Source organism: Paraglaciecola arctica (genome assembly GCF_018861065.1).
GTDB lineage: Bacteria > Pseudomonadota > Gammaproteobacteria > Enterobacterales > Alteromonadaceae > Paraglaciecola > Paraglaciecola arctica_B.
The window spans coordinates 206,032-218,960 of sequence record NZ_JAHKQO010000019.1 but is presented as its reverse complement, the minus strand read 5'-3'; the positions used below and the strand labels follow the sequence as shown (position 1 = coordinate 218,960).

Sequence of the window (12,929 nt, the reverse complement as noted above, 5' to 3'; positions counted from 1 at the left end):
ATTTACCCATTACCGCCATTACGATAAAGTCCCGCAGAGTTTAAGTAATAATATTGTTCGAGCCATTATGCAAGACCAGCAAGGCATATTGTGGGTCGGTACATGGGGAGGAGGCCTCAATCGCTTTAATTCAACGACCAAACAATTTGCGCACTACAAACATGACAAGAACAACCCCAACAGTTTGAGCGATGATAAAATCTATGTAATCACTGAAGATCGACAAAACCACTTGTGGATTGGAACAGATAGCAGCGGTCTGAATCGATTTAATCCAGTCAACGAACAGTTTGAACATTACAGACACGACTCGGCAAACCCTAATAGTTTAAGTGATAACGCGGTTAGCGCTATAACAGAGGATCAACAAGGAATACTCTGGATTGGCACTTGGAAAGGTTTGAACCGTTTTGATCCTAACACCAAACAATTTACCCATTACCGCCATCAAGCAGCAAATTCTAATAGTCTAAGTTCTGACAGTGTCAGGGTCATTACCGAAAGCCAACAAGGTACTTTGTGGATAGGTACATGGAAAGGACTCAACCATTTCGACCCTATCACTGAGCAGTTTACCCATTACCAACATCAAGCATTAGATCCCCATAGCTTAAGTGATGATACTGTCTATTCCATTAAAGAAGACAAATTAGGTAACCTTTGGGTAGGAACAGCCAGCGGACTCAATTTATTCAATAAGACCACAGGAAATTTCACTCGCTTTTTTGAACAAGATGGTCTAGCCAATAATGTAGTTTATCGAATTGAAGAAGATACAAAGGGGAGAATTTGGCTAAGTACCAACCTTGGCATTTCTAATTTTGATCTCAACACCCAAACCTTCAAGAATTACAATATGCATGACGGCTTACAAAGTAACGAATTTAATGCTGATGCCTCTTTTAAGAGTAAAGATGGGGAATTGTTTTTTGGCGGTATTAATGGTTTCAACCGTTTCTTCCCCCATAAAATTGTTGGTGACAACCTACCGCCTACTGTGGTTTTTACGGATATGCTTTTGTCTAATCAATCCGTTCCGGTTATTAATGACAATGTTCAGTCCAACGATGTTAACAGCACCAAAAAAACTAAATATTCCTTAGCAAAATCGATTCATTCTACTTCGGAAATTACCCTAACCCATAGGCAAAACTTAGTGTCTTTTGAATTTAGCGCTTTGCATTTCTCCAACCCTAGAAAAAATCAATTTGCTTATAAAATGGAAGGATTCGACAACAATTGGATAAAAACTAATTATAAAAATCGACGGGCAACTTATACCAATCTGCCAACTGGGGATTATGTTTTACGTGTAAAAGCCAGTAATCCCTACGACATTTGGAATGAGCAGGGCGTAGCGCTAAACATAACAGTATTACCGCCACCTTGGTTATCATGGTGGTCCTATTCGTTATATGGTTTAGCAATAGTTTTTATTGTTGGCTTGTTTGTTCGCTCACAACGTAGAAAGTTACTTTTCATAGAACAAGTGAATGAATCTTTAGAGTCTAAAGTTAAAGAACGTACCTTAGGTTTGCAAAAGGCAAATGAAAAACTAGAAAAAATAAACACAACAGATGAACTAACAGGACTAAAAAACAGACGTTTTATTACACGTAATTTGCAGAATGATATTGACCTGATATTACGGAAATATCGTTCATCAAGTTCTGGTAATCCAACTAATAAGATCAGTGAATCAGATCTGATCTTTTTCTTAATTGACCTAGACCATTTCAAACAGGTTAATGATGTTTACGGGCATTCAACAGGTGACGCAGTGTTAATGCAAGTTAAATCAATTTTGACGCAGGTATTTAGGGAAACTGATTACCTTGTCAGATGGGGAGGCGAAGAATTTTTGGTTGTGGCGCGTTTTTCAGATCGAAAAAATGCTCCTGAGCTGGCAGAAAGGTTAAGACACACTGTTGAAATGCATGAGTTTGTGATCGGCGACACAAACATTATTAAAAAAACCTGTTCCATAGGTTTTGCTAGCTTCCCTTTTTTAATGCATGACCCAAAAGCTTTGGATTGGGAGCGGGTGTTAGATATCGCCGACCACTGTTTGTATGCAGCCAAAAACTCATCGAGAAACTCATGGATTGGACTTAACGATATAGCCTGTGAAGAAGAAAATTTGTTTGCAACTATTACTCAAAATACTCGGGGGTTGATTAATTCAAATCAATTAGCGGTTGAGTGTTCTTTACCCAATTCAGATGAAATTAAGTGGACCTAAAACAACCAACGACAATAAAGGTTTTAGGCTAATTGTGTCCAAACGTCTTTGAATTTAACTTTTTCACAGCGGTATAACCTAGATGTTTAATCGTGTCGCTTCAGTTACATCAAGACCTAGCGCCCTGCTTCTTTTAGTTCTTCAGCAATCTACGTTTCCAGTCACCATTATGTTCCAACAAACAGGCTTCTTCAGTGTCAAAGAATACATGTCGCCTAACATCTTTGAGCAAGAAGCCTGCTTTTAAAAGCTGTTTCTGAATATGCTTCCGCAATTCTTGGTCTTGTTGACTGGCTAACATCAGTTCTAATGAGAGAACATTATCCAATACACAGGTAATCACTAAACTACTCGGGAAATTGGAATAATCGGCACTGTGGGTAAGCCACTCAAAACCAACAATTTGATCTTTAGCCGTTTCGCAAACAATTGTCAGCGCTTTGACCACATTATTGTCTAGCTTTTTAACCGTTTTGTTCATCCTAAGCCTTAGAGCTAGCCATAGGTGCATAAATAAGCAGTATTGCTTTTCACTTGCACTTTAAAACGCTGCTGTGCTTCGATGGTAAATTGTTCATTTTGACCGAAGGTTTGCCATGTATCGCTACCAGGTAATTGCACTGTCATTGCACCGCTAACCACCGTCATGGTCTCAAACTGACTAGTCGCAAATTCATAATCGCCCGTGGCCATCACTCCCATGGTGGCCGGTAATGTATCGGAATCAAAAGCAATAGACTTTACTTTGCCACCAAAATATTCATTTACTTCAAACATAAACTTTCTCTTTAATAATAATCAAAACTTATTGTGTAATTTAACAGTTTTTAAGGCAGTAATAAGCCACCAACAAAACCTAAATTAGAAGCAAAAGTACTAGAGTTATTTAACCTGCGTTGTTTTGACTCTAGATGTATTAGTGTTGCCTCGCATACAATTAGCAAACAAAGTGACTAGAGCTGGGGTTTTCCTGTTAGGCCGAGTCCAATTACCTACCCAATATGCTATTAAGCTTTAACACATTGCGAGAAATAAATGATCGCTTTTTTATGCTCGCATTTTTGATGTTGCTTAATTTTGAAATGAGTATTTCTGGGCTTGTCCACAGACCCGTTTGCCAGTCGATATAAAGCGGGTATTCGATTAATGCCACATAGACAAGTTCTAATAACGACCGTTGAGTTTCCCTTCTAGGTGGTGGGTAATGATCCGTTGTTAAGCCCCAACCAGCATAAAAAGGCTGGCCCCAAGTGTGAACTTTGACATTATGAATTAATGCTTCAAAGCCGCTCAATGATGTCATTGTGTGCAGTTCATCTATCTTTGAGTACAAACTCGTCAAGGGAAAGTCAGTCACGATACTGTCAACACACTTCTGCAAACACAGCTTTGAAACACTACCTGAACGATTACCAGAGACTACGTCAGGGTGAGGTTTATAAATAATGTGTGATTCGGGATTGGCCTCACGCACCGCATTGAGTAATGCTTCATTACTTTTAATATGCGGGCTACCGGTGGTGATTGATGCATCACCATCAACTTGCCCAACCACTAAAATGACTAATTTATCTTTGGCATCAATTTCAAAATTGCCATCTTGGCCAACATTGTATTTACTGACGCCAGAGCGACGAAGAAGCTGAATTAACGATTCAGCTCTACTCTTATTACTCGCCGTCACTACCGAATGATTTAATAGAGTTTCTATATCAGAAGCAGTACGGCTATCAAAATAGATCCCTCGTTTATCAAAGGACAACGAAGACGGTCGAGATAAATTAGCGCCTAAACCACTGGAGCGAATAAAACCATCTTCAACGCGAATACAATCTGTTAACTCTGGATACTTAGTCCCCCAAACCAATACTTTTTCATTGAAGGCCAAACTAATCGGCGGTTTATTCACAAAAATTAGCTTGGCCGACAAATGCCGACAAAAATGCCGCATAAATCCTCGTTTCCATAACGAAAACCCGACTAAGAATAATCGACGATAAGGCACCTTAGCTGTGTATTGCAGTTCGATGAGTGTCAGGACGTTTTCAAGTTCACAAGCTTGCTGCATGGTCGGATCGTAGTATTTTGTATACTTAATTAGGGCTGCGTGTACTAACTGCTCAACTGTCGCTGTTCCACGTCGCTCACAAACCAAAATATCATGTGTTAACCCCCATCCCGCGTAAAAAGGCAAACCAAAACAATAAACAGCTTTATTGTATAACAAGGCCTCGAAGCCCATTTGAGAAGAAACAGTGTAAACCGCGTCTACCGCTTTGATTAATGCGTGAGGATGACAGTGCTCGTCGATTATTTCTACTTGCGGTAATGCTAACTTGGCTCTTAACTGGGCTAACACGCCGAGTTTTCTGCCAAACCGGGTATCAGGGTGCGTACGTAACAACAACCGAGCATTAGGATGATTTTTTTTAGCTTGGGTAACCATCTTAATAAAGCTATCTTGATCTGCCATTGCTCCTGCAATCGATAAATCACCAGCAACTTGATCAACGATTAAAATACAAGGGCGTTTATCAGAAGATAACTTTTTGGCTAACGCAGCCGGTAACTCAGCAGATTCATAACAGTTGTATTTGGTGGCGCCAATATCCACTATTTTTTCGATGAGTTTCTGGGTGCGATCATGTTGAATACTGCTTAAGGTTTCGGCAATATAAGACTCTAACAAACAAGGTTTACGGGCATCATAATAAACCCCTAACTCGTCGGCAATTAGAGCGACAACATGCCCTTTACGAGCGGGATGTCCAATATAACCAATAAAACCATCTTCAAGATGCAAATATTTCAAGTTATGTGTATCTGCAATTTTTTTAGCTTTTAGGGTGTTAGCTTTCAAGCCCCACCCCACCACTACATCCTCTGACGAGTAGTTAACTCGAGAAGAAAACATTGATAGTGTTTGATTAAAACAATGTTCGATTAAAGCCTTACGTTTAATGATCCCTTTAGATACAGTTAAAATTGTCATAGGAAAATAGTTTCTTGGTCATTATGTTTGCTTGGTAAACACACATTTTGATGTGTCATAGGTATATTTTAGTATCTGCTTATTTGTCTATTTTTGTCATTCACTAGCGAAGAGCATCTTTAAAAAATGTGACTGGCTCTCTAATCAATTTTAAACTTTTCCTCTCAAACCTCTCTTTAAATGAACGCGATTTAAGCGAGTTATCTATGATTACTTTTTTAGCGCTAAGTAGCTGAGTTGAAGAACTATTCTCTCCATATGTGTCAGCATTTTTGTCACTGTTATTTTTTATGGTTCTAATCACACTAGGCAAAAATTCGCCGTAGGCTTTTGAGTTCCAAGGTACTTGTGCATTATCGTATTGGAAAAACAATGGGCGACTACTGAGTTGTTTTATTTCCGTGAAAGTTAGTTTTTCGGTAATAGAGCGCAAGGAGCCATCTTCTTCTTTCCTAAGATAGGTGGAAGTACTCGCAAAAGAATAAAAATCGTTTTTCAAATAAGTAATGAATTGCAGTACTTTTTCCCAATCAACGCTTTGGGGTTCATTTATGAATTTCATCACGTCATCTAAATTGCTGGCTTTTTTGTTAACACCTTCGATTCCGTAAAAACAATCAGAAACATAACAAAGTGGCGTTTTAAACAGCATGGCTAACACCCCAACTCCTGAGTTCATCAACAAGGTTTTATCTGCTAACGATAATAAATCGTAGATGTGAGTGTCATCTTCAACAAATATCACATCAGCTCCAACAATGGGACGCTGCGTCTCCAGCGGGTGTTTCTTAGCTAAAACAACCCACTCGTTAGGATCAAGCTTGCGTTGTACATTGGTCACTAACTCACAAAATTGTTCATACCCGCCTACATCACCAGAGAAATATTTAATAACCGTATCACTGGGTCGTTGAAAAGGAATAAACAAGACTTTTTTGCTACCAATTCGATAAAGCTTATCTAACTTTTCTCGCAACAAATCCTTGCCTAATCTTGCCCCATTTTCTTCGAGTGTATTACCGCACTCAATCAAGTTATCAATATAGAAACTGGTTTCGTGCAACACATCACCTTGAATATGCTGCCAGTTTTGGTAACCATATTTAGTACTGTCAGCGTTAAATCCTGTTTCGTCGATGAACCATGAATCTGGCAAGGCACCTCTCTCAAAAACCATGAAAGGAAAATTTGTGCTTTTTGCCCACTGGTAAAGTTTTAACCTTGTTTCGTTGCCATAAGGATTCCAAAAAAACAACCTTTGAATATTGTTCCTTTTAAGAAATTTTTCGAAATCTTCGTTGCAATTAAAAGTGAATTCACTTCTATATTCTAGCTCGCCTAGGTAGGGAAGAATTTGTCTAATAGATAACCATGACTGATCGCCTTTTACCCCTAGTATCAAGGTTTTTGCGTTTAAATTAAGATCGGCAAGTGGCGAAGGTCCAATTTTATCTTGGTCATATTTCTTCATTAATTCGGTGAGTAGTTTTTTATTTCTATGCATACTTCCATGATAGGCTCCTCTACTCGGTCTGGGGTGCCATATATGAATTAAGAACAGAGAAGAACGCATCGCTATTTCTCCGTATAATCCAAATAACGCTCTAAACCCCTCATATTCTATAGAGTCGTAATTGCCACGGTTCAAATAATAATTTTTAGGCCTAGCGTATTTAGGAAAGTTAGCTGCTAATCGATGAATCAGCTCAAAGTCTTCACATCCATGTCCATAAAATTCTTTTCTATGACCTCCCAGAGACAAATAGTGTGCTCTGTTCACTACAGTGACAGACGTCGAAGGCGCATAGGAGTCGATTTTTCCAAATGTCTGATATTCATGCCAACGTTTAACTTGATGAAAAGCGAGCTTTCTATCCATTTCTAAAAACTCATGGCTGCTGTTTTCACTAAGATAAAAGCAAGGAACAAGAAAAAAAGAATTGATACACACAGTCATGTTTCTCAATTTAATTTCGTCAATAATTTTTTCAAAAAAGTGAGTATCCCAGACTAAATCGACATCCATAAACATGACAATATCTGATTTTGCATGTTGCACACCAAAATCACGTGCGGCTCCCACAGCAAGAGTCTCGCCCCTGCTTTCATGAAACAAATATTTTACATTGTGACTGTTACAGATGTTCTCTATTATCTTTGAGTAGTGTTCATTGCTTCCTGAGTCAACAACGAGAAAATTGACTAACTTAACACCATCAATGTCAGCCAATTGCCTTTCTAAATTCGCTAACACGTATTCGCGATCTGCACTTACTCGTATCGGAATGATTACACTGAGCAATTCATAACCATTTACATTTACCATTTTTCTAAACCGCCTCTAAATTGCTAAAATCACAGCTGCACTGGCTGCAATTTGATAAATCACTTGGGTGATATCTTTGGTGAGCTGAAAGGACTTTTCATCCGGCTTAGCTAAGACAAAAATCTCATCACCTGCGGTGATTACTTTATGTTTATTTAGTCTGTTATTAACTGTTATTACGTTGCCATTAGGTTTCATGACTAATACGTTGACGTCATCCATATCTTGCATTGCGCCACCAGCTTGTTGGATAAAGTCTTTTGCTGACAACCCTGTTTGATAGGCGATGGCGGTAGGGAATAACACTTCGCCATGTACCATCACAATATTTCGTTTTGCGGGGATCACCACTTTGTCCCCTTGCTGCAAATAGATGGGGTGGCTAGCATTGTGGTGAGATAACAACACTTGCCCGTTGGGTTGTACTTTTTTAGCCTTGTCTATCCACGTTAATATGGTTTCTGCTTCTTTACTGCGAAGCTGCGCAGCTTCATTAGTTTCTGAGCGCGCCGTAAGCACACTTTGTTCTAATGCAGTAAGGGACTCTAATAACATCGCTTTTTGGCGTTCGGCTACTGCAGGGCGAAATAACTGCATGGCTTGTCTATTCGAAAGCGGTGTAAACACTATTTGTTCGGTTAATTGAGCTAATGTTGCGCCCCATGGCAAGACTAATTCTTGTTGAGAGTTGTGTTCACCCATTACCGTTACGCTAATGCTTTTAGCGCGAAGTTGAGAGCTCACTTTTATCAAAGTGCCCGGCTGCACTTCCACATTAGCCAGTTCATTAACGCTGTATTGACTGGCGACGACTTCTCGCCCTATTGGTGTTACCAAAGTGACATGAGTGGCTTTTTCTTGGATCGCCACAGACTTCAAAATATCTTCTAAAAAGTTAACACCCTGTTTAAGCTCATACTTGCCGCTATAGCCAACTTGGCCCTCTATGCTCACTTCTGCCAATTTCGGTGCCACAAAGATTAGATCACCGTCTTGAAATTGGGTGTTGAGTAACTGACCTTGATTTAGAAACCCATATAAATCGAATGTGTTTAATATTTTGTCATTACGTTTTATCTGGATATTGCGGTAGCTGCCAATATCAGCGCGGATTCCGCCGGCTTGGTCAATAAAAGTGAGTATGCTGTCGGCACTATGCCCCTGGTACAAACCAGGCTTAGAAACTGTGCCAGACACAAATACTTTTACCTGTTCACTGGTAGCTAAGTTGGCGTACACCTCTACATTAGATTTATATACCCGCTTGATGGATTTTTTAACCACATCATTTAATTGACTATTTTTGACACCTTTGACCAATACTGGGCCTACTTTAGGTATAAAAATATTGCCATGCACATCCACTACTAGTTCACCTTGGAAATCTAATCCGCCCCATAGCTGCACTAGTACCTTGTCTCCGATAGACAGATGGTAATCAGGGTTAAAACCACTAAATCCAACTTTATTAAAATTGCCGTTAAATAACCAATCACCATAGGTATGGCCAGGCTGTATTGGGGTCAGTGCATTAGGTTGCGTTTCTAGTTCTTGGGATAAGGTAACGGCAGAATTTGCCACCTTAGCAACACTGGTTAACACAAACGCCAGTACTATCCCCATACAAACCAGTTTCATTCGGCATGCTCCTTAATAATTGCCACAATTAGTTTTGCTACCAAATACATGATCAGCAAACTAACAAACCACGTAAATATGCTGTAAAGCCGTCTTGGGTAGCTGGCTTCATGGGCTATTTTGGCCGACTGAATGATCAGCAAATGTTTAAGTTTTTGATATGCCTCGACTCTGGTTGCCTCTAACCCCGCTAAGGAATTTTTGTAAAGTTGTAACGCTAATTCAGTATTGAGTTTTATCTCTTGAAATGCAGAGTTGATTTTATTGAGTGAGCTCGCATCACCCGTTGTTAAGCGGGCTTGCTCTTCTAATAACTGCGCTTTTAAGGCCTCAATATTATTTTGTTTTGTTACCACCTCGGGCGCGCTTTGATGCATATACGTCAATAGAATTTTAAGCTCTGACTCTAAAACAACTAAGGACGACTCAAGTTGATTAATCACTTCCAACAAAGCGCCGCTTTGCTGCTCAGGATTAAATAATTTGTTGGTGTCTTGAAACGACACTAAAGCCTTTTGCTGTTGTAAAAATGCAGTATGGGCCCGAGACACTTCAAGCTTGGCAAAATCCATTTGGTTATTTACCATCTTGACCCCGAGTTGATTTATGAAAGCTTCACTTTCAGTCAAAATTAGTTGCGCTACTTTTTGTGAATACTCGGGGGAAAATGTTTGCACTTCCAAGGTTAAAATACCTGCTAGCTCGTCGTAACTAACCCTTGTGTGACCTTGATAAAATGCCAAATATTCTTCGGCTGTAGCCTTATCATTCAAGCGACTAAACCAATCCCATTTTGGTAAAGCATAGTGGCTTTGTAATTGTAATTTAGTATCGAGTCTTTCTGCTAATTCACGGGACTCAATAAAGGCCATAATAATATAGGCATCTTTACTGCTTAGTGATGTCGCCCCTAAAGACGCTAAACCACCTAAGGTCACTTCTTGACCATTGGCTTGTTCGACCACAAATATGACTTGGCTAACATAACGAGGCGAAGCAATTAAACCGTAATAAACCACTACCAACAGAGAAGTTAATAAAACCAATAAAAACGAGCCCAAACGAGCCCAAGTGGCATAAGCCGTTTTTATCGCTCTTAAGTAGGGTTGCGAATCTTTGACAAATAACACAGGCTTGGTTCGTAACTTTCGCAATTTACGCTGGGTGGCAGAAAGAGAATGATTAGTGTGTGACATAGCAGGATTGGTACTCTTGTAACGCATGGTCTAATTCGTCAAAATAATGTAAATTTTGGTCTTTTATTAACAAACCTGCTTGGCAATATTTTTTAAGTTCATTGGCTGAATGGTTAACCATGATCACTTTGGTATTTTCATATTTGTTTTTAAGTACCTTTTCACTTTTTTTCTTAAAATTGGTATCTCCAACAGCTGTTAGCTCATCGACTAATAACACGTCAAAATCAAAATCGAATGCCATGGTTAAACCAAAGGCCACTCTGGCGCGCATTCCGCTAGAGTAGGTTTTAACTGGTTCGTCAAAATAGATACCTATTTCAGCGAAATCACTGACCTTTTCTTCAACCATTTTGGTATCAGTGAAACCGTGAATACGGGCAACAAATCGCACATTTTCACGACCGCTCATTGAGCCCTGCAACCCACCCCGCAACCCTAAAGGCCAACTAACTTTAAGGGGGCTAGTGACTTTACCTTTTGACGGGTAATCGGCGCCGCCTAATATTTTAATCAGTGTTGATTTACCCGCGCCGTTAGGGCCCAATACCCCTATACTTTTATCCATTGGCAGACTTAAATTGACATCTTTAAAGATATAACGCCGCCCTTGTTTGGTGGGATAATATTTACTGAGTTGTTTAAACATGATCATTAGGCTGAAAACCTCACCCTATTGATACGATACAAGCCTAATCCTAAAAACAGCGAGCCTAATGCAAAAAGCGTAACATACTGCCAGTCACCTACAGGTGTGGTGTAAGATTCAAAATAGGCGTCACGACTGAGTTCAATAATATGAAATATTGGGTTCCAGTTGAGCAGGTACCAATATTGAGCAGGGATCATAGTCGCTGCAAAAAACACACCTGATACGTAAAACATTGGGGTAGTTACCATAGACAGAAGTTTTGGTGTGTCATCCCATTGTTGCACTGCAGCGCACAGGGCTAGGCCCAAACCAAAGCTGATAATAATAAGCAATCCATTCGCCATAAAAAATGGCAATAATTGGTCGGGTACTACATCAAATCCTAACCATGCCAAAACAGCCATTATCACCATGTACACTATCGCGTAAGTGGCAATTTCAATGACTAACCGAGTAATAACAGGGTCAATAGGTGCGACTTGCCTGTATGCAAACAACGCTTTGTTAGAAGCTATACCTAACGAAAGCTGAGGTAATAGTTTGGAAAACAGCTTAAAGGGCAAAATGCCCGTAAACAAAAACAAGACAACCGGCACATTAGCTAAACTAGTTCGGCCGATGAGAGTAAAAAGTAATCCTAACACCGCGGCTTGTGCAATAGGCTCGGCAACAGCCCAAAAATATCCTAATTTTGAAGAGCCGAAGCGAGCTTTCACTTCGCGCATTAAAAGTGCATGTACGGTATCACACATGATTTTAAAGGCGTTTCTGCTCGGTGCGGCATGGGTAAGTTCAGAAAAACTTGGCATTACTGAAAATACTCCAATACACCCACTACTTTTTGCCTATTCACGTCATTAACCACAATCACACTTTTAATATGATTCTCGCGCATCAACTGTTCCGCTTCTATTAACCGCTGCTCTTGAGAGATGGTAATAGGAGTAATGGTCATCATGTCTTTGGCAGTAAGGTCTTTAAAATCGACACATCGAACCAGAGAACGACGTAAATCACCATCAGTAATAATCCCTTGTAGCTCGCCATTGTTTTCGACTATAGCTAAACCTAAGGTAGAGCGTGTCATAGCTAGAATTACATCTTGCATTGACTGGTTCATTGTCACTAGAGGTAAATCATTACTATGCATTACATCTTTAACCTGAGTTAACAAGCGTTTCCCCAAACTACCGCCGGGATGATAGAGCGCAAAATGGTGGGGTTTGAAATCTCTTAGATGAATCAGGCCGACGGCTAATGCATCACCCATAACCAAAGTTGCAGTAGTAGAAGAGGTGGGAGCCAAATTGTTTGGGCAAATTTCACGCTCTACTTTTACATTTAAAATCACGTCTGAATTTTTTGCTAAGCTACTTCGGGTATTACCTGTGATAGCAATAATTTTATTGCCAAAGTTCTGTAAAGATGGGATCAGCTTGAGGATTTCATCCGTTTCACCTGTGTTTGAAATCAACACCACAACATCACTTGGCTGGGTCATACCCAAGTCACCATGAAAAGCTTCGGCTGGATGCACAAAAAATGAAGGTGTGCCCGTTGATGCCATAGTCGCAGCAATCTTACGACCAATGTGTCCTGACTTGCCCATACCTGAAACAATTACCCGGCCTGTGCTAGCAGCAATCAAACACAATGCTTGCTCTAAACCCTGTTCGCAGTGCTGAGCCATGTTTTTTATTTGCAGGCTTTGAGTGACGATCGATTCTTTACTTTCACGAACAGCTGCTTTTAACTTATTTCTATCAACGCCATCATGCAATTGGGTTGGATGTGCAAAAGGTTTAACAACGTCTATTGCTGCCTGTACCTTTATTGAATATTCACCCATAGCCATTTTTCCTAATAATTTAATTCAATATAAA

The 12,929-nt window shown here is 39.8% G+C and carries 10 protein-coding genes; 1 reads left to right on the top strand and 9 read right to left on the bottom strand.

The window, feature by feature from the left end:
* The coding region (locus KO534_RS08465; RefSeq protein WP_215929206.1) for a ligand-binding sensor domain-containing protein at positions 1-2,242 on the top strand (2,242 nt) is incomplete at its 5' end.
* A 133-nt stretch (positions 2,243-2,375) separates the two neighbouring features.
* Here KO534_RS08465 and KO534_RS08460 read toward each other — a convergent pair.
* The 9 genes from KO534_RS08460 to KO534_RS08420 all read right to left on the bottom strand — a co-directional run bounded on the left by KO534_RS08460 (position 2,376) and on the right by KO534_RS08420 (position 12,895).
* Positions 2,376-2,723, bottom strand: coding sequence for a Fis family transcriptional regulator (locus KO534_RS08460; protein ID WP_215929205.1), 348 nt, complete (start codon positions 2,721-2,723; stop codon positions 2,376-2,378).
* Positions 2,724-2,737: 14 nt separating this feature from the next.
* Positions 2,738-3,019 carry a pyrimidine/purine nucleoside phosphorylase gene (locus KO534_RS08455; protein ID WP_215929204.1) on the bottom strand — a complete coding sequence of 94 codons (282 nt, stop codon included), beginning with the start codon at positions 3,017-3,019 and terminating at the stop codon, positions 2,738-2,740.
* Between the two features lie 211 nt (positions 3,020-3,230).
* Positions 3,231-5,234 (bottom strand): capsular polysaccharide biosynthesis protein, encoded by a 2,004-nt coding sequence (locus KO534_RS08450; RefSeq protein ID WP_215929203.1) that lies wholly within the window; start codon positions 5,232-5,234, stop codon positions 3,231-3,233.
* Positions 5,235-5,337: 103 nt separating this feature from the next.
* Positions 5,338-7,560 (bottom strand): glycosyltransferase, encoded by a 2,223-nt coding sequence (locus tag KO534_RS08445; RefSeq protein WP_215929202.1) that lies wholly within the window; start codon positions 7,558-7,560, stop codon positions 5,338-5,340.
* 15 nt (positions 7,561-7,575) lie between these two features.
* Positions 7,576-9,198, bottom strand: a complete 1,623-nt coding sequence (locus tag KO534_RS08440) for a polysaccharide biosynthesis/export family protein (RefSeq protein ID WP_215929201.1) — start codon at positions 9,196-9,198, stop codon at positions 7,576-7,578.
* Positions 9,195-10,421: a lipopolysaccharide biosynthesis protein gene (locus KO534_RS08435; RefSeq protein WP_215929200.1), complete on the bottom strand. Its 1,227-nt coding sequence runs from the start codon at positions 10,419-10,421 to the stop codon at positions 9,195-9,197. The genes KO534_RS08440 and KO534_RS08435 overlap by 4 nt, the downstream gene beginning before the upstream one ends.
* Positions 10,381-11,049, bottom strand: coding sequence for an ABC transporter ATP-binding protein (locus KO534_RS08430; RefSeq protein WP_215929199.1), 669 nt, complete (start codon positions 11,047-11,049; stop codon positions 10,381-10,383). Before KO534_RS08430 ends, KO534_RS08435 begins: the two co-directional genes overlap by 41 nt.
* Positions 11,049-11,855, bottom strand: coding sequence for an ABC transporter permease (locus KO534_RS08425; protein WP_215929198.1), 807 nt, complete (start codon positions 11,853-11,855; stop codon positions 11,049-11,051). The genes KO534_RS08430 and KO534_RS08425 overlap by 1 nt, the downstream gene beginning before the upstream one ends.
* On the bottom strand, positions 11,855-12,895 hold the full coding sequence (locus KO534_RS08420; protein WP_252732024.1) for a KpsF/GutQ family sugar-phosphate isomerase: 1,041 nt from the start codon (positions 12,893-12,895) through the stop codon (positions 11,855-11,857). The genes KO534_RS08425 and KO534_RS08420 overlap by 1 nt, the downstream gene beginning before the upstream one ends.
* Positions 12,896-12,929: the final 34 nt, after the last annotated feature.